A 21,073-nucleotide genomic window follows, 5' to 3' on the forward strand; every position below is an offset into this window, starting at 1 on the left:
GCCGCTGACTGGATGCACGCTCAGCAGCCTCAGTCCGAGGAGATCGCAGCATGAAACCGGGTCGGGAAAATGCTGCTGGAATTCACATTGGGGCTGGACTGTCAGGATATGTCGCCGAACTGGGTGCGGCGTTCGTAAGCGGCGCGATCGGCATCAAGCTCCACGACCGGGAGGACCATGCCGCCTATCTGGCGAGTTGGTTGCAGGCGCTGCGCAACGACAAAAGGTGCATCTTCACCGCCGCCACACAGGCACAGGCCGCGGCCGACTGGCTGTTGAGCCGGATGGGCGCGGAGAGCGCGGCTCCCATGGAGGAGGCTGCCTGAGATAGCCTCCGGCCATCCCCGGCTCCTGCAGGGGCCGGGGATCATGGCGGGCGCTCGCGGGCGAGCGGTCGGGCCGCGCCGCTCCCTAGCGTGACCGGCGCCGGCGCTTTCAGCGCCGGTGATCCGCTGGATCGGATCGCGGCCCGAATAGAGGTTCAGGAGGAGCTTGACCCTGCTTCAGGTTTTAATTGAATCCTCATGCGCCCACGCATATATCGGACGCAACATGGCCGTCCCCGCTGTTGCCGCTGGCATCAAGGGGCGGCCTTCTTCATATCTGGGCCGGATGCTTCCGCCCTATACCAAACCCCATCTCAGTTTCGCCGACCAGCTCGCCCTCCTCGTGCAGCGCGGCTTGGTCGTGACCGACCCGGCCAGGGCGATCCTCCATCTTCAGCGGATCGGCTATGGGCGCCTCACGCCCTATTGGCAGCCGTTCCAGCAGCTCGTCCCCGATCCCAATGATGCGACGCGGACGATCCGCACCGAGCAGTTCCGGCCAGGCGCCGAGTTCCGCCACGCGGTCGATCTCTACCTGTTCGACAAGCAGCTCCGCCTTCTCTTCCTCGACGCGATCGAGCGGATCGAGGTCGCGCTGCGCGTGGATCTCGCGCACGCGCTGGGCAAGCGCGATCCCTTTGCCCACCGCTCCACCGCCTTTCTCGACGCTCGTCGTGCCAACCATGCGATGCCCGGAGGGGGCACCCGGCACCAGAGTTGGCTCGCCAAGGCAGATGGCGCGATCGCCCGCTCCAAGGACGACTGGATCAAGGAGTTCTACGCCACCTACAGTCCGCCCGTGCCCATCTGGATGGCGGTCGAGGCATGGGATTTCGGCACCTTGTCTTGGTTGCTCGAAATGGCGCACCCCAATGATCGTGCCGCCATCGCCAAGCGCTATGGGCTTCTTCCCAACACTCTGGTGAGCTGGATCAAGACGCTCGCGTTCGTGCGCAACATCAGCGCGCATCACGCCCGTCTTTGGAACGCGGGCATCATCAATCAGCCGCTGGTGCCCAAGCCGTTCGAGGCACCGCAGCTCGTCCATATCGGCAGCGATCTCCATCGTCGCACGCGCGTCTATGGTGCCGCAGTGGTCGCGAGCTACTTCGTCGGGCGGATCAATCCCGGGACATCCTGGCCCGCCCGCATGAAAGGTCACTGGCAGGCGTTCCCGGCCATGCCGTTCGCAAGTCCCATCCAAGGCGGCTTCTTGGCCGGTTGGGACGCAGAAGCGATCTGGGCCTGATTTAAGCCTCAGCGGGCGCGACCCTGCCGGGCACGGCTCTATCGGCGTCTGCGCGCCGACCGAGCCACCGTGCCGGCGTCTCGGCCCATATGGGTGACGATCCTCGCGTGAGGTGTGCCACGTGGCACACCTATGGCCCCGCGCCTTCGCGCGGTACGTAGCCGATCAAGCGCCGCGGCCCTCCCCCGGAGGCCCGCAGACGCGGGGAACACCAAGGGCTGCTGCCCTTTCGTTCCCGAAGCAAAATCGACAGCCCCGTGTGGTCCGCCAAGTACGGCACCCGACGCCTTGTCGGCGTCGGCCGCACTAGGGCGGCCTGCCCGCGGCAGGCCATCGATTTCGCTCCTCCCTCCCCGTCCCGCTCCTCGCCGGAGAGGCAGACCCGGTTGCAGCGGCAACCGGCTGCGCCTCGAAAGAAGGAGAAAGGACAATGGCTTACACCCGATACACCGGCGACCCGTACTGGAAGCGGGCGAAGTCCCCCGGCACCAGCGCGGACGGCACCCCATACGCCAAGGGCGAGCGCGTGTTCTTCTATCCGCGCACCGGCGTCACCTACGCAGGCGGCAGCGCGCAGCGCGCCTCGGCCGAGTTCGACGAACTCGCAAGCCTCGAAGGCTGACCCCTCCCCAGCAAATTCCATCGAGATCATGGAGCACATCATCATGGCTATCATCCATCCCAAGCTCTCCCAGCTTCGCCTCTCCCCGCTCAACCAGCGCCGCGTGAAACCGTCTGCCGTTGAAGCGATGGCCGACGATATCGAGGCACACGGTCTGTTGCAGAACCTCGTTGCCTATGAGGACGAGGGCCTGTTGTGGGTCTTCGCCGGAGGGCGGCGCTACCGCGCGCTCAAAATCTTGGTGAAGCGCAAAGGCATCAAGAGCAGCGACACCTTTCCCGTCGAGTTGCGGACCAAGGAGGAAGCGATCGAGCTGTCGCTGGCCGAGAACTTCCAGCGCGAGGACATGCACCCCGCCGACAGCATCCGCGCCTTCGCCGCACTCCGCGACACCGGCATGGACGCCGAGGACATCGCGGCCCGGTTCGGTCAGGCAGTCAGCTTCGTCTACAAGATGCTCCGCCTGTCCGCGCTCGCCCCGGCGCTGATCGACCTGATTGCCAAGGACCAGTTGAGCCTCGAGGCGGCGCGCGCGCTCACCCTCACCGACGATCACGACCAGCAGATCAAGGTCTGCAAGGCGGCGAACGGTCACGCCCACACCATCCGCCGGATGCTCACTACCGAGAAGGTGGACACCACCAGCGGCGCATTCCTGTTCGTCGGGCGGGACGCCTATGAAGCCAAGGGCGGCACGATCACCATCGACCTGTTCAGCCAAGGGGCCGAAGGCTTCGCGGACGACCCCGAGCTTGTGCGGGAACTGGCGGAAGAGAAGCTGGACGCCATCGCCGACGAGTATCGCGCCATCGGGTGGCACGAAGTCCGCGCAAGCTTGGAACGCCCTTACGACCTCTACATGAAGGGCAGCATGTACCCGGCGACCCGCGAGCCGACCGAGGCCGAAGCGACGAGGCTTGCCGCGATCGATGCCGAGATCGAGGCTATCGCACAGGCCGAAGGCGAGGAGAGCACCCGTATCGATGCACTGTCGGACGAGCGGGACGCGATCACCGAAGGCTTGCGCGCCTTCAATCGCGAGCAGGTGGCGGTGGGCGGCGTTGCCCTATGGGTCGCGCACGACGGATCGCTTGGGCGTGGCTTCTATCGTGCCAAGGCCGAGCCCAAGCCCAAGGCCAGCCATGACGGTTCCGCCCCGCGCTACAGCAACAGCCTGCTCACCGACCTTTCCCGCATCAAGACCCGGATCGTGCAGGAGGCGGTCGCAGCCGATCCGGCGCTGGCGCTCGACATCATGCTGGACAGCCTCGCAGGCCAATTGCTCCACGGCGCGCACAGCTTCCAGATGGCGTTGGAGATGCAGGCCAAGGCCGTGGCGACCGACGTACCAGACGAGTTGATGGCGACCAGCGATGTGCGTTCGGTCGAGGACATGATGGCAACCCGCTTCGCCTCCATTCCCGCGGAAGGCCGGTTCGAGGCGATCCGCGCCATGAGCGCCGACGACAAGATGGCCCTGTTGGCGGGGTTGGTCGCGATGACGGTAGACGGCACGGTGTTCGCGGGCGGCTCCCCGGGACAGCGCCACCATCACTTCGAGCAAATCGCGCGCGCGAGCGGGGTGGACATCGCCGCCCGTTGGTCCGCCCCCATCGGCCTGTTCGACAAGATGCGCCGTGCCGCCCTGATCGATCTGTTGCGCGAGGAGGCGGGCGCGCCGAGTGCCGAGAACTGTGCGACCATCAAGAAGAAGGCCGACCTTGCGGTGAACGTGTCCGAGCGGTTGCCCGCCCATTGGCTTCCCGCCCCGATGCGGATCGGCGCGTTCGATCAGCCCGAGCGCGGCCCCGAAGATTTCGACCCGGAGAGCTTCGACGGCGAGGACGAGGACAGCGAAGTCGAGGACATGGAGGCCGACGAACTGGCGTGACAGCAAGGCGGGGGGGGGGCGGTGATGATCGGACCACCCTTCCTTCTCCCATTCCGCGTGAGGCGGCCCGTCGCCCCGGCGCGCCAGCCCTGATGGGCTGGCGCGCCCGCAGCCCTTTCAGGTCCGCGAGGCGCCGCCCGGCACAAGGCCGGACGGCGCCGTGGCGACTTGGTATCCGGCTCGTCGGCTCCGGCGCCCTGGCTCAGGCTATGCCGATTTTGCCTTCCAGATCTCCTCGCACATGATCGTGGACGAGCTTGGTCAGTGACGGCTCGTCCATCTCGACGAGAACCTCCGACAGCTTCTCGCCCGGCTGAGCCCCGGGTGCGAAGGACGGGCCGTAGATCTTGCGCAAGGTGCTCACCAGCGTGTTGCCGTGCTTCCGGCTAATCTCGCCGTTCTTGTCGCGGTGACGCCCGTGCAGGCCTGGTTGTTGCATCGATTGTTCTCCCTGACGGTGCGAACTGTGCGCGCAGTGCAGTGTTCCCATCAGCCATGCTCTGCGGACTCTAACCCGCGTGAAGATGTGCCACGTGGCACACCTGCTGCCTGTCTTTCGCCGATTGCCGATCCGCGTCGAGGAGTGCCAGCAGGTCGCCCAAGGCACGCCTCCGATAGGCGTTGAACCAGCGTCGCCGACGATGCTCGGCCGCGTCGTGAATCATGTGGCAGCGCTGGCAGAGCGCGGCGAGATTGCGCGGTCCGTTGTCGGTCGGATCGTGGTTGAGGTGTGCACAGGCGATATAGACCCGCGTGGTCCGCACGATTGCTGCGAGGTCCGCGCCGGCCACGCGGACGCGGCGCCCCCGCCCGTCGCGCCATTGCCGGCGCTCGGCATCCCACCAGCGCCCGTCGCCCAGGTGGAAGACGCGAGCCCCGTGCGGACGCCGGCAATGCTCGCACCGACCCTTCGCACGCCCGAACCGGATCAGCCGCGACAGCTCGGGCCAGTCGATCGGGTAGAGCCAGCGATGTTCGGCCATGATCGGCATGATGATTCTATGAGTCAGACAAGACGAGAACGAAAGCAGAAAATCCGAGCGGCCGTGCGGAGATCCGCCCCGCGTATCGTTCGCCGCGCGCACTCGCGTGCGCTCGACGCCTAGGGAACGCCAAGGGCGCCGCCCTTTCGTTCCCGAACGACAATCGTGCCGCCCGTGTAATCCGCCGAGCGCGGCACCCGGCCCGTCGGTGCCGGCCACGCTAGGGCGGCTCGCCCGCGCCAGCGGCAAGATTCTCGCTCCCCCTCCCCATCCCGTCCTCGCCGGACAGGCAGGGCCGTGAGGCCGAGCGGCCTTGCGGCCCATGCCAACAAGGAGGATCACCACATGCCGACCCCAGAGCAGACCGACACCATCCGCAGCCTCAACGACGTGGCGCGTGCCAACCCGGGCCTAGCCAGTCTCGCCAACGTCACGATGGGTTCCAGGCTCTCCCCGAGCTGGATCGTCTCGCCGCGCTCGTCGCGATCATGCGCTTTGCCAAGTTCGACGGCGACAATGACCCTTATGGCGAGCACGATTTCGGCGCGGTCTATAAGCTCGCAAGCGGACCGTGGACGGAGGACCGTCCGGCCGACGCCGAGACGATCGCGCAGACCGTGTTCTGGAAGATCGACTATTACGACCCGAGCCTCACCTACGGCAGCGAAGCACCATGGGACGAGCGGCTAACCAAGCGCGTGCTCACCATCATGCTAGCGAGCGAATACTAACTCCATCGGAGCCCAAAATCGGGCGCGCGGCGCCCGGTTTTGGGGCACCTGACCCATAAGGGTTAGGCAGTGATTTGTTGAGGAATCGCGTCGTTGAGAGTAGGTTAACGATGAAAGGATGCGACATGGCCCAGATCGATCTCGACATGCTGCGCGAGCGCATCCGCTCGATGGACTTCCATCGCGGCACTCCCGATGAGATCGTGCTCTGGCGCGAGGACGTCGCCGAGGCGCGCGCCAACCTCGTCATCGAGGACATGACGCCCACCGGCGATGAAGATGCGATGTTCGCCATGATGCTGGATGAAGGTGTTCCCCCCTCGCTCATGCCGTCCATCATCCTCGGCCTCTACAAGCCAGGAACTGATCAGATCGCGGCCTGACTTGGGCGACGATCCCTACACTTATCCAGGTACGGACACGCTTCGGAACCGGCTCGGGATCACCGACGACAAGACCCTCACGGAGGCCGAGCGCAGGCTGACGTTGGCGCGCGGCGCGGAAGCCGCGCGCCTGACCTTCCCGGCGACGGCGGACGGCTATCGCGCCCTCCACCACCATCTGTTCCAGGACCTCTATGACTGGGCGGGCCAGGACAGGAGCGTCAACATCGCCAAGGGCGGATCGAACTTCGCGCACGTGCCCTATATCGCCCGCGAGCTCGACAAGCGCTTTGCCGACCTCCGCGCAGGCGACGTGCTGCGCAGCCTTTCCCGCGACGAGTTCTTCGATCGGCTCGGCAACCACATCAATGAGATGAACGCCATCCACCCCTTCCGCGAGGGGAACGGACGGACGATGCGTCATCACGCTGCGCAGCTCGCGAGCGGGGCCGGCCACCCGATCCGGATCGCCTCGATCGACAAGACCGCGTGGATGGACGCGTCCCGCCATGGCTTTCTCACCGGCGATCATCGCCTTATGGCGACGGTGCTCGCCGAAGCGGCGATCCGCCGCGACCTCACGCCCGAGGCGCGCATCGGCCCTGCCGGGATCGCGCTGCTGCCTCAGCGCGCGCCGCCCGAAGGGCAGCGCTACCGGGTGACGCTGACCAAGGCACGCGAGGAGCTGGAACGCTATCTCCCCGCTGCCCGACAGCAGGCGGCGGACCGACTGCGCGGCCTGATCAGGGAAGGCGCCCCCTCCCCTGCGATCGCTGGCGCGCGCACCGAGCTGGCCTATGTCCGTCATGCCAGGGGTCCGGTGTACCAATCGCACCTTCTCACCTATCTCGGCGTGCGGCAGGTCGATGCGGTCATCACCTCGCAGCAAACCCCGCTCGAACGGGTGCGCGAGATCGGCGCGGCCCTAGGCGTCCAGATCAACTCGCAGCAGCTGGCGCAGCTTCAGCGAGCCGTCCGCTCGCTGGAGCGGCCGATCCTGCCGCCCGGTGCGTCGCCGGGCCAGGAACGGCTCGCCGAGCTGTTCCTGAAGAACACCGCCGAGAAGAACCACGCCGACCCACGTCTCGCGCCCGCCCAGGCGATCGTCGACGACGCCATGCAGAAGGCGCGTGAGCGTGGCGAAAGCGCGCGCATGGTCAACACCGTTGTGGAGTCCACCCGCCAACTCGTCGCCGATCGGATCAAGACCGGCGCCGCGCTCGAAGGGGCGTCCGCCCCGTCGCCCAACCGGATTACGCCGCCTCCGGATCGCGGCAAGGACCGAAGCCGCTAGGCGGAGCCTAGCGTTCGTCGCGTCGGGTCGGGAAGACCGGCCCGCGCACCGTCATCTTGGCGGGGTCGTAGGGCTTCTGCAGGGCGACGATCTCGTCATAGGAGCCGCGCAGCCACGTATCGATGTCCTCGGGCTCCAAGACCGTAATCATCGCCTTGGGATGGATCGGGGCGACGAGCGTGTTCGGGTCGCACGTCACCATCGTGAAGCCGTTCCCGCCCTCTGTGCGCTGCCAGAACCCCGCGACCGCGAACACCGGCTGATCGGTCACGCCGAACCACATTTCTCCTTTCAGCGGCGGTTTGCCGTCGCCCAGGTCGTGCTTATCGGGCGTGAACTCGCAGAATTCGGTGAGCGGCACGAGGCAGCGGTTTTCCGGCTTTTCGGCGAGCTTGCGCCATTGCGGCAACCCGAGCTGGCGCACGTTGGTCATCGGCCATGCAGCCTTACCGCCGAGCACGTCCCAAGTCATTACGTCCCAAGCCCGCTCCCCACCCTGTTCGCGCACCACGTAGTTGCGGCTCTTGGGGCGCAGCTCGCGCGGATCGAAGCGGTTGTCGCGGGGTCGCTCGCTGAACAGCTTCGCGGCCGACCCCCATAGGGTCTCGGGTTCTTTCGACATGCGGGCACGGTTACACATGGGTCAGATATACCGATCCGCGCGACGTCGCCTAGCGAGCGACCGGTATCTCCCCGATCTGGGTGGTCCAGGCCGGGCTCTTCTGCGACCGCTTCGTGTCGAACGATCGTGTGCCGCAGCCCTGGGCGGCAAGAATGACGGTGTTCCGTCCGAACCGACCGTTGAGCCCGTCCATGGCGGCGAGCAGCGCCGGGGCTTTAGGGTCGGGCATCGCAAACAGATCGGTTTGCTCCTCCCCTTGCGGGGTCAGATCCTCGAGCAGCACGCCGCACTTGGTGTAGACCCCACCAGGCTGGAACATCGCTTCCATCCGGCTCCCGCAGCACCGACGATGCGAAGGACAGTTCCCCTCGGCAGCTCGGCGAGCGGGACCGGCTGCATCAACGGCAGCATCATGATTCCCTTCGCCGCCTTGTAACGCTAGACGGAACGGAAAGGGAACAAGATCAACGCACCGTTCAACGCATCGCTTGGGAGATAGGCCTTATTCTTCCATTCGACGTATGATCGGGCAATCGGGGCGGTCATCGCCGTGGCACCGCTCGACCAAGTCGATCAGCGCCGATTGCATAGCTTTCAAGGCGCGTGCCTTGCGGCCCAGCTCGGCAGCGCGCGCTTTCGCCAGCGCCTTCACTTCGGCGCTCGACCGATCCCGATCCGACCACAAGCCAAGTAGCGTGCGGATCTCCTCGATCGGAAAGCCCAGGTCACGCGCGTTCGCGATGAAACGCAGCCGGTGAACGTCCGGGTCCGAATAGTCCCGGTAGCTCCCGCGCCGGGGCGGTGCGGGCACGAGGTTGATCTTCTCGTAGTGGCGGATCATGCGTTGCGAGACGCCGCTGACCTCCGACGCCGCCCCGATGTTCATAATTTCACCGCGTTGAGGCGCAGCGCGTTGAGGACGACGGCGAACGAGGAAAGCGCCATCGCCGCGCCGGCGAGCATCGGCGACAGCAGGATGCCCGCAACGGGATAGAGCACGCCGGCCGCGACCGGCACGCCAATCCCGTTGAACAGGAACGAGAAGAACAGGTTCTGCCGAATATTCCGCATTGTCGCGCGGGCGAGCTTGCGGGCGCGCACGATCGCCGAAAGATCGCCGCGTGTGAGCGTCATGCCCGCGCTTTCGATCGCGACGTCCGTCCCCGTCCCCATCGCGAGACCAACGTCGGCGGCGGCAAGCGCGGGCGCGTCATTGATGCCGTCGCCGGCCATCGCGACTGTGGCACCCCCCGCTTTGAGTTCGCCTATAATCCGTGCCTTGTCTTCCGGCCGCAGATCGGCGCGCACATCGTCCAGACCGCCCACGGCCCGAGCAACCGCATCGGCCGTTCCGCGATTGTCGCCCGTCAGCATGATAACGCGCAGACCCTCCTTGCGGAGGGCCGCAATGGCGTCGCGTGCCGACGCCCGCACCGGGTCGGCAACCGCGAGCAAGCCGGCGAGCGCGCCGTCGATCGCGATCAAGATGACGCCAGCCCCTTCGCTTCGATGACGATCGGCCGCAGTGTCGAGTGGCTTGGGATCGGCACCGACCCTGTTCATTTGCGCGGCGTTGCCGATCACCACCGATCGGCCGCCCACCGTGGCACTGACACCCATGCCGGTCTGCGAAGCGAAGTCTGCGACCGTGCCGAGTTGCAATCCGCGTTCCTTGGCGGCGACGACGATCGCGTGGGCGAGCGGGTGCTCGGACTGGCCTTCGACTGCCGCGGCGAGCGCGAGCATGTCGTTCTCTCCGATGGTGCCGGTTGCCTCGATCGCGATCAGCGACGGCTTGCCTTCCGTAAGCGTGCCCGTCTTGTCGATGACCAGCGTATCGACCTTATCGAGCGCCTGTAGGCTTTCGGCATTCTTGACCAGTACGCCGGCCTGCGCGCCGCGCCCGGTGCCGACCATGATGGACATGGGCGTAGCAAGCCCGAGCGCACATGGACAGGCGATCACGAGCACGGCAATTGCGTTGAGGAGGGCATGACCCATACGTGGCTCTGGGCCGACCAGCGACCAGACCACGAAGGTCGCGACCGAGATCACCACGACCAAGGGTACGAACCAGCCCGATACCCGGTCGGCAACAGCCTGGATCGGGGCACGGCTCCGCTGCGCTTCCGCAACCATGCGGACGATGCGCGCCAGCATCGTTTCGGAACCAACCGCGCGGGCTTCCATGACCAGGCTGCCCGTGCCGTTCACCGTTCCCCCGGTGACCGCAGCGTCGACTTCTTTGAGGACGGGAGCTGGCTCGCCGGTGAGCATGGATTCATCGACCGAGGAGCGACCCTCGACGACCACACCGTCGACCGGGATCGCCTCGCCGGGTCGAACCCGCAGCCGGTCTCCGGTCGCCACGTCGGCAAGGCCGACTTCTTCCTCCGAGCCGTCAGACCGCAACCGTCGCGCCGTCTTGGGAGCGAGATCCATGAGGGCGCGGATCGCGCGACCGGTCGCTGCCCTGGCGCGCAATTCGAGCACCTGCCCGAGCAACACCAGCGTCACCACGACGCCGGCAGCTTCGTAATAGACCGGGACCATGCCCCCGTGCATCCGGAACGTCGAAGGGAAGATGCCGGGCGCGAGCGTCGCGACCAGGCTGTAGAGGAATGCCGCACCGACGCCGATTGCGATCAGCGTGAACATATTCAGATGGCGGGTGCGAAGCGACGTCCACCCCCGCTCGAAAAACGGCCATCCCGCCCACAGCACGATGGGCGCAGTGAGTGCGAGCTGGACCCAAGGCGAAGCGGTAGGGCTGACGACGTGGATCCCCGACATTTCGGCGAACATCGAGACGATAAGCAGCGGGATGGTGAGCGCGCCCGCCACCCATAGGCGACGGGTGAAATCGACCAGTTCGGGGTTGGGGCCGTCCTCGAGCGACGGCTCTTCCGGTTCAAGGGCCATGCCGCAGAGCGGGCACGTTCCTGGCCCTTCCTGGCGGATCTCCGGGTGCATGGGGCACGTCCAGATCGCCCCGGGCGCCGCCATCGGCTCGGGCTTTGGCTTGTCGCCGAGATACGCGTCGGGATTGCCGACGAACTTGGTGCGGCAGCCGGCGCTGCAGAAATGATAGGCGTGGCCTGCGTGCTCGGCATGGTGTGCCGTCTTTGCCGGGTCGACCGTCATGCCGCACACGGGGTCCGTTACGGTCGCCGTAGGCTCACCGCCCGCCTTTCCCGAGCAGCAGCCCGCTTTGCCAGCTTGCTCGACAGCCGCAGGTTCGGAGGGCGAGCAGCAGGACGCGGCAGCTTCGGGCTCGATCATATCCGGTTTACCGGCTTGCTTGCCCGAGCAGCCGCAGCCTCCGGCAGAATTAGCGTGGGAATGAGGGTCGTTCATAGAAGAAACTCCTTCGACCCGAGGGTATGTAGGGTCTGACACCGTGTCAGGGTCAAGCCCCCATTTCCAGCGACGCACCGTATGTACTGGTTTACGTCGCCGAACCCGATTGCTCTCGTACCGATCGTTACATTGCCGAAGCCGCCGGCTCGAGGGTTCCCAGCCACGCGACCAGCGCCAGGATCGTGACGGCGCAGCCCGCCTCAACCGCGAGGCTGCGCCGGAGTGCACCGAGCGCTCCCCGATGATCGGCCGCGGCGATCGAGCGCTCGAATGCCGGCGTCAGCCGGAAGCGATTGAGGGCAGCCAGCCCCAGCATCGCGCCGAACAGCACGAGCTTGGCGAGAAGAAGCTGGCCGTAGAGGGTGGTGAAAAGGTTCGGCAGATTGCCGACGCCGACCAGCAGCCAGCCATTCACCAAACCCGTCAAGACGATCGTGCCGACTACAATCGTGCCGACCAGACCGAAGCCGTGCAGTGCGCGATAAGTCAGTCCGAGATGGGCGGCGTCGACGCGACATGGCGCGCGTGCGACGAGCAGCGTCAGCCCGAGGAGCGCGCCGACCCAGGCCCCCGCTGCCAACAGATGCAGAATATCGGACAGCAGATGGACCCAGCCCGTCGCGCCCTCGTCCATCGCGCCGTGACCCGTCCAGGCGAGCGTCGCGAGTGCGGTTCCCGCCGCGAGCGCAACCAGGCCGAGCGGAACGGCACGTCCTGCCGCCATCAGCGCGACGACGGACGCGACTACTAGCGCGACCATGCGCGTCTCCCACGCCGTGCCCGTCGCGGACCCGGTGAGCAGCATTCCGATCGCCTCTCGATCGATCGGCCAAGCTGGGGTGCCGGCCATTGCGGCTGCCAGCAGCGCGAGGGCTATGCCGGAGAGCAGGAGGCCGAGCACGCCGGTCCCGACCAGCCAGGGCCGCAAGGCGAATGCGTCGGCCCGCTCCCCGGCCTTTAGCCCGTAGAGGCTGAAAGCCGACAAGCCGAACAGCCCGCTCAACGTCACATAGAGCGCAAAGCGGACCGCTATCAGCGGCCAGTCGGCCTCCACCTTACTTCACCGCGAAGGCGAAGTTGCCGGCGATCCGGTGCGTGTCGGCCGAAACCACATGCCACGCCACGCTATAGCGGCCTGGGCCGAGCGGCGACTTGGGCGTGACGACCAGCGTTTGGCCATCATTTGCCACCCCTGCCGTGACCGCGACCTTCATCGGCGGGTGCGTCTTGCCGCCGTGCCCCGTCATCATCAGGTCTGCGCCTGAGAATTTCGGCATCAACTTTTCGCTGAACTGCAGGGCGACACGCGCGGGCTTTGCGACGGTCGCGTTGGGCGCGGGCGAGGCCGAGACGAGCTTGGGGTGAGCCTGAGCAGCACTGGCAAGGCCGAGGAGAGCGATGGCAGCAGGAAGGGCGAAACGACGCATGAGGCTACTCCAATAAGGTTCGTGTCCCTTTTTACGCGGCCCGTGATCGCATCCCTCACTCGGCCTTGTGAGGGATGATGGGCAGCGATGCGTAACCAATGATAGAGGGGCGGAGTGGAAAGCATGGACGATCTGGACAGAGCATTGGCGCGACTGGCGGGCGCACCCGCCCCGGCCGCACTGGAGGGTATCGAGGACCAGGTGCTCGCACGCATCGGTAGCCGCCCTGCCGTGCGCGGTTCCGGGCTCGGCATCGGCGTGGTAGCGGTCGCGGCGCTCGCGATCGGGATGGTGGGTGCCGAGCTGCCGGCTACGGCGAACCCCGCCGTATCGCTCGCGCCGCTTGGCGGTGCCTCGCCGCTCGCGCCTTCCGCGTTGCTGATGGGCGAGCCATGACCTCGACCAAGCGGATCGTCCTGTGTGTCTTGCTCGCCTTTCTGGCTGCGATCGGGGGCGTATTCATCGGGCGCGCGCTGCTGCCCCAGCCTAAGCAGCCGGGTGCCGCGCTGCATGACGTTCTGCATCATAAGCTTGCCCTCGATGCCAGTCAGCAGGCGCAATTGAAGGTGCTCGAGGACCGATTCGCGGTGCAGCGCCGTGCGCTCGAGCTGGAGCTGCGCGCCGCCAATGCTCACCTTGCCGAGGCGATCCAGGCTGAGCATGGTAACGGCCCTCGCGTTGCCGCGGCAGTTGATCAGAGCCACGCCGCGATGGGAGAGCTGCAGAAGGCAACGCTGGCGCATATCTTCGCCATGCGCCAGTTTCTGCGGGCCGATCAGACCTCTCAGTTCGACTCTGCGGTGGTGAAGGCGCTCACCGACGGCCAGGGGTGAGTCTCGATTGGACCACGCTGTCGGATGGCGAGCTGGCGACGCTCAGCATCGCCGGCCGACAGGCGGCATTCGCCGAAATCGTGCGGCGTTACCGACAACCGATCTTTCGGCTGTCGCGCGCCTTTATCGGTGATGCCGACGAAGCGTTGGACGTGACCCAGGAGGCGTTCGTGGCGGCCCACCTGGCGCTGTCGCGCTACGATACGACCCGGCCGATGCAGGCATGGCTTACTACTATCGCCGTGAACAAGTGCCGCGACTGGGCCCGGAAACGCGCCGTGCGGCGGTTTCTGTCGTTCGCCTTGCCGAATAACGATCAGGTCGAAGCCATCGCGGACGAGCAGGCCCCGGTCGACGATGCCACGAGCGACCGGCAGGAACTCGACCGCGTCACCCGCGCCATCTCCACCCTGCCAGCGAACCTGAAAGAGCCGCTGGTTCTCCGGACGATCGAGGGTCTCAGCCAGGCCGAGACGGCCGAGGTGCTGGGGATCAGTCAAAAGGCGGTCGAAACCCGCCTCTACCGCGCGCGGGCACGCCTGCTCGAAAAACTCGGCCTCCGGTAAGGGATGGGTGAGCCGGGCGCGTAAACGAGGGCGAAGGGGTCGCCTCGCGCCCACATTTCTGAGGAGTTTGAATGTCGCGCGTTCTTGACCGTCGCCAGCTCTTGCACGGCGCTACTCTCGTAGGCGGCGGGCTCGCCTTATCGGCCTATATGCCGGCATGGGCGCAGACGACTTCCGGGGGCATCACCAAGCCGATGCCGATGGTCTCGGGTGACGACATCACGCTTAGGGTCGCTCATCAGATGATGAAGGTCGACGGTCGCGAGAGCCACGCGATCGGCATCAACGGCACAGCGCCCGCGCCGCTGATCCGGCTCCGTGAGGGGCAGAAGGCGCGCCTGACCCTCGTCAACGCGCTTCCCGACGAGCAGACCTCGATCCACTGGCACGGGCTGATCCTGCCGTTCCAAATGGACGGTGTACCAGGTATCAGCTTCCCCGGCGTCGATCCGGGTAAGAGCTTCACCTACGAGTTCCCGGTCAAGCAGGCCGGCACCTACTGGTATCACAGCCATTCCGGGTTGCAGGAGCAGATGGGCCATTACGGCCCACTGGTGATCGACCCGGCGGGCGAAGACCCGATCGCCTCCGACCGCGAGCACGTCATCATGCTCTCTGACCACAGCCAGCTTCACCCGCATGTTATCTTCCGCAAGCTCAAGATGCAGGGCGGCTATTTCAACTACCAGAAGCAGACGCTCGCCGGGCTGCTACGCGGCGAAGGCCAATCCGCAAAGGAGCGCGTCGATTGGGGCAAGATGCGGATGGATCCCACCGACATCGCTGACGTGACCGGCTCGACCTATACCTATCTCATCAACGGCCACGGTCCCAAGGACAACTGGACCGGGCTGTTCCGGCCCGGCGAGCGGGTGCGGCTGCGTGTCATCAACGCGTCCGCGATGACCACCTTCAACGTCCGTATTCCGGGGTTGAAGATGACCGTGGTGGCAAGCGACGGGCTGAATGTGCGGCCAGTGACGATCGACGAGTTCCAGATTGGCGTCGCCGAGACCTATGACGTGATCGTCACCCCGACCGACGATCGTGCCTATACGCTTGTCGGCGAGAGCGTCGACCGCTCCGGTATGGCGCGTGCGACGCTCGCCCCGCGCGAAGGCATAGCCGCGGTCGTCCCGCCGCTCCGCAAGCGCCCGCTCGCCAGCATGAAGGACATGGGCATGGGCGGCATGGACATGAGCGGCGGCGAGATGAGTGGCGGTTCGATGGCCGGCATGGATCATGGCGCTCCAGCGCAGGCGGGCGCGGCGGTGGATCACGCTGCTATGGGACACGTGATGCCCCCCGAGGGACCAGCAGCGGGCGGCATGGCCGGGATGGACCACGGAGCCATGCAGGGCGGCACTGGCGGGCAAATGGCGGGCATGGACCACGGCGCGGGCGGTATGAACCACTCGATGCGCGACTTTTCCAATGCACCGGGCGTCAAGAAGACCCCGACGGTGCAGACCATATCCCCGATGCCTGTCGATCGGATGGGCGAACCGGGTCAAGGACTGGAGAATGTCGGGCATAAGGTTCTCGTCTATCGCGACCTGATGGCGGTGGACCGGAACCCCGACGTGCGCGCGCCCGATCGGGCGATACAGATTCACCTTACCGGCAACATGGAACGCTACATGTGGGCATTCGACGGCGAGAAGCTGTCGGAGGTTAAAGAACCGATCCCCTTCCTTGAAGGCGAGCGGGTGCGGGTGACGCTCGTCAACGACACGATGATGGGCCACCCGATTCACCTTCACGGCCATTTCTTCGAGTTGGTGACGGGGCACGGCGAGTTCGCGCCTCGCAAGCATACCGTCATGGTCCAGCCCGGCGGCACCGCGACGTTCGACCTCACCGCCGATGCCGTCGGCGATTGGGCATTCCACTGCCACATGCTCTACCACATGCATGCCGGCATGATGCAGGTCGTGACCGTTCGACCACGCGGGGGAGACGCGGCATGAAAGCGTTTCTCCTGACCGCCGCGGCCCCGATCGCGTTCGCCTCGCCTGTCGCCGCGCAGGATCATTCGATGCACAACATGCCTGGGATGACCACGCCGGCCAAACCGGCAGCAAAGCCCCAGGCGAAGCCAGCTCCCAAGCCCCGCCCGTCCGTGCGCGCCAAGGCGAAGCCCGCGCTGGCAGCGCCTCAACGAGTGTCGCCGGCTCCGGCCGGGGCCGCCGACCCGCACGCGGGCCATGACATGCCGGGAACGACGATGCCCCAAGCACCCTCCCTGGCCGACCCTCATGCCGGGCATATCATGCCCCAGCCCCCGGCGACCGCGACACCGCCCGACCCGCACGCGGGCTATGATATTAGCGGTATGGCCGGTGGGATGAACCAGGACATGGGAACGGGCGGCACCGCCCTTCCCCCCGGCAACGCCCCCGCCCCGGCCGCGCCCGAACCGAACTATGCCGATCGCGTCTATTCGCCCCAGGAGATGGCCGATGCCCGCGCCCTGCTTCGGAATGAGCATGGCGGCGGCACCTTCTGGCAAGTCAACTTCAACCTCGCTGAGGTGCAGGTCCGCGACGGACGCGACAGCATCCGCTGGGACGGCGAGGCGTGGTTCGGGGGCGACATCAACCGGCTGACGGTCAAGACCGAAGGCGGAGCCGAGTTTGGCCGCGGCGTCGAAGACGCCGAGGTTCAGGCGCTCTACAGCCGCGCGATCGGCCCTTACTTCAATCTCCAAGCCGGTATTCGCTACGACTTCAAGCCCAACCCCTCGCGCACTTACGCCACGGTTGGATTTGAGGGGTTGGCACCTTATTGGTTCGACGTGGAGGGCGCGCTGTTCCTGTCCGACAAGGGCGACGTGCTCGGGCGGCTTGAAGGTTATTACGACCAGCGCATCACCCAACGGTTGATCCTGCAACCGCGCGCCGAACTCAACTTCGCCGCGCAGGACGTGCCGGAGAACGGTATCGGTTCGGGCCTGAGCGATATCGAGCTGGGGCTTCGTCTTCGCTACGAGATCAAGCGCGAGTTCGCGCCGTATATCGGCGTCTCCTACGATCGCCGGCTAGGCGACAGCGCCCGCTTTTCCCGCGCCGAAGGCGAGGATGTCGGCGGACCCAGCTTCGTTGTCGGCGTGCGGACCTGGTTCTGAGGAGCCGCGCGAGGTTGTCGACGACGGGCCAGTCACGGCCGCACGCGGGTCGGGCAAGTGGCACCAACACGGGAGAGAGATCATGATGAAAAACGCCTATGTGAGCTTGGCGGTGCAGACGATTGTCAGCGGCATCATCATGTATTTCGTTATGTTCGTGATGATCGATAGTCTCGGCAGCTTCTACAACAACCTGAATATGTTCTACATGACGCTGATGATGGTCGCGCCGATGGTTGTCGCGATGATCCTCGCCATGCGCCATATGTTCCCCTCAAAGGTCGCGAACAGCGCGCTGATCGTCGGCTCGATCGCGGTTTTCCTCGGCAGCTTTGCGCTAATCCGGACGCAGACGACAATCGATGATCGGGCATTCACGCGGTCGATGATCCCGCATCATTCGGGTGCGATCCTCATGTGCCAGGAGGCGTCGCTCGCCGATCCCGAGCTGAAGACGCTGTGCGGCGAGATCGTGGAGGGGCAGCGTCGCGAGATCGACCAGATGAAGGCGATCCTTTCCCGGCTCTGAGATCAAACTTGGCGGATATGAAAGCGTCGCCCGGCGATTATTGCTGCGCGTGTGAGGGGTGCGCTTCTCCGGCGCGTAGAACATCGACACGACCCAAGGAGATCGAGATGCGACTTACACCTGTGCTAGCGGCCCTCGCTTTGCTTGCCACCCCGGCCTTCGCTCAGCAGGCGGGCCATCAAGGCATGAACCATCAAGGCATGAACCATCAGGGCATGGATCATTCCAAGATGATGCAGCCGACCGTGGCCAACCCCTACGGCCCGGCCGAGATGGACATGCACCAGAAGATGATGGCGGCGATGGGGGGCGACGCTGGCGAGACTTGGCTTCGCAAGATGATCGAACATCATCGCGGCGCGGTCGCCATGTCGCAGATCGTGGTGCGCAGCTCACAGAACGCGGACATCCGCGGCGAAGCGCAAAAGACCATCGCCAGCCAGAACCGCGAGATCGCGACCCTGAACGCGATGCTCCGCAAGATGGGCAAGCCCGCTCAGTAATAGCATGGCTCCGCCCTACCCGGGCGGGGTCGCCAACCAGGCTTCGACAATGACCAATATCCGCTACCTGCTTGCCGCCCTGGCGCTGGGCGTCCCCTCCGTCGCCGTCGCGGCCGACGCGATCCTCGTGCATCGCGACCCCGGATGCGGCTGTTGCGGGGAATGGGCGAAGATTGTGAAGGCGGAGTTCGGCCGGTCCGTGCGGATCGTCGAAGACGCAAACCGACCAGCCTTGATGAAGGCTCGCGGCGTCTCCGCAGATCTAGCTTCTTGCCACACCGCGATCATCGACGGCATGACCTTCGAGGGCCACGTTCCTATCGCGGACATGAAGCGCGCGCTGGCGCAACGGCCGAAAGGCGTCAGCGGCCTCGCTGTCGCCGGGATGCCGCTCGGTTCCCCCGGAATGGAAGTAGCGGGCCGACCGGCGCAGGCTTTCGAGGTTGTCGCATTCGGGGCGGCCGGTCGCAGGGTGTTCGCGCGCCATTGAAGAGGGAAGCGTGAGCGCCTCCCCTCCCCTACGTACTTCGACGGCGCGCCTGGGATGTCATGGCCGGCGTGATCGCCGCCATTTCTTCATGTCGCCTTGCCTGCCTGATCGCGATAGGCGAGCAACCGGAGTGCGTTGAAGACCACCAGCAGCGTCGATCCCTCGTGTACGGCGACCGCCGGACCAATGCCGAGACCAAAGATCGTGGCAGGGACGAGAAGCGCGACGATCCCGAGGCTGACGAATACATTTTGACGTATAATCCCGCGTGTTCGCCGGCTCAGTCCTACCGCGAACGGCAGGTGCGCGAGATCGTCGGCCATCAACGCCACATCGGCCGTCTCCAGCGCGACGTCTGAGCCGGCCGCGCCCATCGCGATGCCCACTGTCGCGTTGGCCATCGCCGGCGCGTCGTTGACGCCGTCGCCCACCATCGCGACCTTGTCGGTTTCGGCCATCTTCTTGATCGATGCCACCTTATCCTCAGGCATGAGGTCAGGCGATGCGCTGGCCCGACGCGCCCACCACCTGTTCGCCGTCCTCCTTAGCGAAGGCACCGAGCTGGCTCGCCGGCAGCAGATCAAGTACCGCCTCAGAGGGGCGGCAGAGCTTCACACCGAGCGGCGAAACGACCAGCGGCCGGTTGATGAGGATTGGGTGCTCCATCATCGCGTCTATCAGCGCGCCTTCAGAGAGCGACGTGTCGCCCAGACCCAGTTCAGCATAGGGCGTCCCCTTTTCGCGCAGCAAATCTCGCGGCGTCATGCCAGCTCGGTCGATCAGTTCGACCAGCAGCGCGCGCGCGGGCGGGGTCTTCAAATACTCGACGACATGCGGCTCGATGCCGGCATTGCGGATCAGGCCAAGGGTGTTGCGGGAGGTGCCGCACTCAGGGTTGTGATAAATGACGATAGCGACAGCCAGGCGGGCGTCCTTCAGCAGCAGGGGGTGAGTTCGGCGACGAGCGGCGCGCACAACTCCGCGTTGCCGGCACAGCAATCCTTGACCAGGAACAGTGTCAGTGCGCGCAGGCCGTCCAGATCGGCTCGATAGATGATGGATCGGCTGCGCCGCTCGGATCGCACGAGGCCCGCGCGCGCAAGGATGCCGAGGTGTGCGGACATGGTGTTCTGCGGCACGTCGAGCTGACGAGCGATGTCGCCCGCTGCCATGCCGTCCGGTCCATGCCGCACCAACAGGCGGAAGACATCCAAGCGTGTCGCTTGCGCGAGCGCGCTCAAAGCGGTGATAGCCGACTGACTTTCCATATATCCAGCATAGAGGATATATCAGTGGGGGCTAGTCACCGGTACTGGCTTTCGTCACCCTTCCGCGTTGATGCCTTCCTGTTCCGGTGCCGGGAGGTGGCGGTATAAGGTCGGCACCGAGACGCCGATCGCCGGCGCGATTTCGCGCATCGGCATACCCGACGCAAGGAGTTTGCGAGCCGCCTCGAGCCGCTTGGGTGTCATCACCGTTTTCCGGCCGCCCACCCTGCCCTCCCGCCGCGCCACCATCAGGGCAGCCGTGGTGCGCTCGCGATTAAGGTCGCGTTCCATCTCCGCCATCGCGGCCATGATGTGGAAGACGAGCTTGCCGGCAGTCCCGGCCGTGTCGATCCCATCGGTCAGTGATCGGAGCCCGATAGCGCGCTCGGCCAGATCAGCTGCCAGATCGACCAATCCCTTCATCGTTCGGCCCAAGCGATCGAGCTTCCACACCACCAGCACATCGCCGGCTCGGGCATGGGAGAGGGCGTCGGCCAAACCGACGCGGTTCGCCTTGGCGCCGCTGGCCTTGTCGCTGAACATCCGCTCGCACCCTGCCTCACGCAGCGCGTCAAGCTGGGGCCTCAGATCCTGTTCGGAGGTCGAGACCCGAGCGTAGCCAATCAGCATGAAGCGTTCTCAAAACTCATCTCCCGTGCCTAGCACGGGTCCGAGCAATCGAGAATGTGTTTTGATACGTCCGTGACCCCTGCTAGACGTTCTCACATGGTAGCGCATCAAAATCGATCGAGGCTGTAGAAGATTTCGCCATTTAGGAGCTCGTCTCGCAGGGAGCCGTTGAAGCTTTCGTTGTAGCCGTTCTCCCATGGTGAGCCCGGTGCGATGTAGAGCGTCTTCACGCCGATCTG

Annotated in this window: 26 protein-coding genes and 2 pseudogenes; 15 read left to right on the forward strand and 13 right to left on the reverse strand. The window is 65.6% G+C overall.

The genetic code is table 11. The annotated features are described in order from the left end of the window. The first annotated feature begins 50 nt into the window (after nt 1-50). From MHZ35_RS15990 to MHZ35_RS16005, 4 genes are all read left to right on the forward strand, one after another. Nucleotides 51-326, forward strand: coding sequence for a zincin-like metallopeptidase domain-containing protein (locus tag MHZ35_RS15990; protein WP_239436552.1), 276 nt, complete (start codon nt 51-53; stop codon nt 324-326). A 226-nt stretch (nt 327-552) separates the two neighbouring features. Next, nucleotides 553-1,575: an Abi family protein gene (locus tag MHZ35_RS15995; RefSeq protein ID WP_239436553.1), complete on the forward strand. Its 1,023-nt coding sequence runs from the start codon at nt 553-555 to the stop codon at nt 1,573-1,575. A 430-nt stretch (nt 1,576-2,005) separates the two neighbouring features. Beyond that, nucleotides 2,006-2,197, forward strand: a complete 192-nt coding sequence (locus MHZ35_RS16000; protein ID WP_125946308.1) for a hypothetical protein — start codon at nt 2,006-2,008, stop codon at nt 2,195-2,197. A 43-nt stretch (nt 2,198-2,240) separates the two neighbouring features. Then, on the forward strand, nt 2,241-4,088 hold the full coding sequence (locus MHZ35_RS16005) for a ParB/RepB/Spo0J family partition protein (protein ID WP_239436554.1): 1,848 nt from the start codon (nt 2,241-2,243) through the stop codon (nt 4,086-4,088). Between the two features lie 202 nt (nt 4,089-4,290). Here MHZ35_RS16005 and MHZ35_RS16010 read toward each other — a convergent pair whose 3' ends face one another. Continuing rightward, nucleotides 4,291-4,527, reverse strand: a complete 237-nt coding sequence (locus MHZ35_RS16010; RefSeq protein ID WP_037486898.1) for a hypothetical protein — start codon at nt 4,525-4,527, stop codon at nt 4,291-4,293. Nucleotides 4,528-4,597: 70 nt separating this feature from the next. Continuing rightward, nucleotides 4,598-5,080, reverse strand: a complete 483-nt coding sequence (locus MHZ35_RS16015) for a hypothetical protein (RefSeq protein WP_239436555.1) — start codon at nt 5,078-5,080, stop codon at nt 4,598-4,600. A gap of 479 nt (nt 5,081-5,559) precedes the next feature. On the opposite strand from MHZ35_RS16015, the gene MHZ35_RS16020 reads away from it, so the two are divergent. The 3 genes from MHZ35_RS16020 to MHZ35_RS16030 all read left to right on the forward strand — a co-directional run bounded on the left by MHZ35_RS16020 (nt 5,560) and on the right by MHZ35_RS16030 (nt 7,479). Then, nucleotides 5,560-5,802: a DUF3768 domain-containing protein gene (locus MHZ35_RS16020; protein ID WP_239436556.1), complete on the forward strand. Its 243-nt coding sequence runs from the start codon at nt 5,560-5,562 to the stop codon at nt 5,800-5,802. Nucleotides 5,803-5,927: 125 nt separating this feature from the next. Further along, nucleotides 5,928-6,185: a hypothetical protein gene (locus MHZ35_RS16025; RefSeq protein WP_239436557.1), complete on the forward strand. Its 258-nt coding sequence runs from the start codon at nt 5,928-5,930 to the stop codon at nt 6,183-6,185. A 1-nt stretch (nt 6,186) separates the two neighbouring features. After that, nucleotides 6,187-7,479, forward strand: a complete 1,293-nt coding sequence (locus tag MHZ35_RS16030; protein ID WP_239436558.1) for a Fic/DOC family protein — start codon at nt 6,187-6,189, stop codon at nt 7,477-7,479. 7 nt (nt 7,480-7,486) lie between these two features. Here the strand turns inward: MHZ35_RS16030 and MHZ35_RS16035 are convergent, their stop codons facing one another. The 6 genes from MHZ35_RS16035 to copC all read right to left on the reverse strand — a co-directional run bounded on the left by MHZ35_RS16035 (nt 7,487) and on the right by copC (nt 12,888). Next, nucleotides 7,487-8,119 (reverse strand): SOS response-associated peptidase family protein, encoded by a 633-nt coding sequence (locus MHZ35_RS16035; RefSeq protein WP_239436559.1) that lies wholly within the window; start codon nt 8,117-8,119, stop codon nt 7,487-7,489. A gap of 31 nt (nt 8,120-8,150) precedes the next feature. Then, a complete protein-coding gene (locus tag MHZ35_RS16040; protein WP_446741063.1) occupies nt 8,151-8,429 on the reverse strand; it encodes a DUF4113 domain-containing protein in 279 nt (92 codons plus the stop codon). Between the two features lie 174 nt (nt 8,430-8,603). Further along, nucleotides 8,604-8,987 carry a MerR family DNA-binding protein gene (locus MHZ35_RS16045; RefSeq protein ID WP_239436560.1) on the reverse strand — a complete coding sequence of 128 codons (384 nt, stop codon included), beginning with the start codon at nt 8,985-8,987 and terminating at the stop codon, nt 8,604-8,606. Beyond that, complete coding sequence (locus MHZ35_RS16050) at nt 8,984-11,254, reverse strand: heavy metal translocating P-type ATPase (RefSeq protein ID WP_342453539.1); 2,271 nt, start codon at nt 11,252-11,254, stop codon at nt 8,984-8,986. The genes MHZ35_RS16045 and MHZ35_RS16050 overlap by 4 nt, the downstream gene beginning before the upstream one ends. A gap of 331 nt (nt 11,255-11,585) precedes the next feature. Further along, entirely contained in the window at nt 11,586-12,515 is a 930-nt protein-coding gene (gene copD, locus MHZ35_RS16055; RefSeq protein ID WP_342453538.1) for a copper homeostasis membrane protein CopD, read from the reverse strand. 1 nt (nt 12,516) lies between these two features. After that, nucleotides 12,517-12,888, reverse strand: coding sequence for a copper homeostasis periplasmic binding protein CopC (gene copC, locus MHZ35_RS16060; protein WP_239436561.1), 372 nt, complete (start codon nt 12,886-12,888; stop codon nt 12,517-12,519). A gap of 123 nt (nt 12,889-13,011) precedes the next feature. Here copC and MHZ35_RS16065 point away from each other — a divergent pair, with 123 nt between their 5' ends. From MHZ35_RS16065 to MHZ35_RS16100, 8 genes are all read left to right on the forward strand, one after another. After that, nucleotides 13,012-13,284 carry a hypothetical protein gene (locus tag MHZ35_RS16065; protein WP_239436562.1) on the forward strand — a complete coding sequence of 91 codons (273 nt, stop codon included), beginning with the start codon at nt 13,012-13,014 and terminating at the stop codon, nt 13,282-13,284. Further along, nucleotides 13,281-13,721, forward strand: a complete 441-nt coding sequence (locus tag MHZ35_RS16070) for a periplasmic heavy metal sensor (protein WP_239436563.1) — start codon at nt 13,281-13,283, stop codon at nt 13,719-13,721. The genes MHZ35_RS16065 and MHZ35_RS16070 overlap by 4 nt, the downstream gene beginning before the upstream one ends. Then, on the forward strand, nt 13,718-14,287 hold the full coding sequence (locus tag MHZ35_RS16075) for an RNA polymerase sigma factor (protein WP_239436564.1): 570 nt from the start codon (nt 13,718-13,720) through the stop codon (nt 14,285-14,287). Before MHZ35_RS16070 ends, MHZ35_RS16075 begins: the two co-directional genes overlap by 4 nt. 71 nt (nt 14,288-14,358) lie before the next feature. After that, the gene (locus MHZ35_RS16080) at nt 14,359-16,257 is read left to right on the forward strand and encodes a copper resistance system multicopper oxidase (RefSeq protein ID WP_239436565.1); all 1,899 of its coding nucleotides are present in this window, start codon (nt 14,359-14,361) and stop codon (nt 16,255-16,257) included. Further along, entirely contained in the window at nt 16,254-17,414 is a 1,161-nt protein-coding gene (locus tag MHZ35_RS16085) for a copper resistance protein B (protein WP_239436566.1), read from the forward strand. The genes MHZ35_RS16080 and MHZ35_RS16085 overlap by 4 nt, the downstream gene beginning before the upstream one ends. An 82-nt stretch (nt 17,415-17,496) precedes the next feature. After that, entirely contained in the window at nt 17,497-17,943 is a 447-nt protein-coding gene (locus MHZ35_RS16090; protein ID WP_239436567.1) for a DUF305 domain-containing protein, read from the forward strand. A 107-nt stretch (nt 17,944-18,050) separates the two neighbouring features. Next, the gene (locus MHZ35_RS16095; protein WP_239436573.1) at nt 18,051-18,446 is read left to right on the forward strand and encodes a DUF305 domain-containing protein; all 396 of its coding nucleotides are present in this window, start codon (nt 18,051-18,053) and stop codon (nt 18,444-18,446) included. Nucleotides 18,447-18,495: 49 nt separating this feature from the next. Beyond that, a complete protein-coding gene (locus MHZ35_RS16100) occupies nt 18,496-18,936 on the forward strand; it encodes a DUF411 domain-containing protein (protein ID WP_239436568.1) in 441 nt (146 codons plus the stop codon). Nucleotides 18,937-19,022: 86 nt separating this feature from the next. On the opposite strand, the pseudogene MHZ35_RS16105 reads toward MHZ35_RS16100, so the two are convergent. From MHZ35_RS16105 to MHZ35_RS16125, 5 genes and pseudogenes are all read right to left on the reverse strand, one after another. After that, a pseudogene (locus MHZ35_RS16105) lies at nt 19,023-19,433 on the reverse strand (HAD-IC family P-type ATPase); the annotation flags it as partial. Next, nucleotides 19,432-19,860 carry an arsenate reductase (glutaredoxin) gene (gene arsC, locus MHZ35_RS16110; protein ID WP_239436574.1) on the reverse strand — a complete coding sequence of 143 codons (429 nt, stop codon included), beginning with the start codon at nt 19,858-19,860 and terminating at the stop codon, nt 19,432-19,434. The pseudogene MHZ35_RS16105 and the gene arsC, both read right to left, overlap by 2 nt. 11 nt (nt 19,861-19,871) lie before the next feature. Continuing rightward, nucleotides 19,872-20,204: an ArsR/SmtB family transcription factor gene (locus MHZ35_RS16115; RefSeq protein ID WP_239436569.1), complete on the reverse strand. Its 333-nt coding sequence runs from the start codon at nt 20,202-20,204 to the stop codon at nt 19,872-19,874. 54 nt (nt 20,205-20,258) lie between these two features. After that, nucleotides 20,259-20,834 (reverse strand): recombinase family protein, encoded by a 576-nt coding sequence (locus tag MHZ35_RS16120; RefSeq protein WP_239436570.1) that lies wholly within the window; start codon nt 20,832-20,834, stop codon nt 20,259-20,261. A gap of 119 nt (nt 20,835-20,953) precedes the next feature. Continuing rightward, nucleotides 20,954-21,073: pseudogene (locus tag MHZ35_RS16125) on the reverse strand (integrase core domain-containing protein); the annotation flags it as partial.

It is taken from the genome of Sphingomonas sp. ACRSK, assembly GCF_022346685.1.
In the GTDB taxonomy this organism is placed as follows: domain Bacteria; phylum Pseudomonadota; class Alphaproteobacteria; order Sphingomonadales; family Sphingomonadaceae; genus Sphingomonas; species Sphingomonas molluscorum.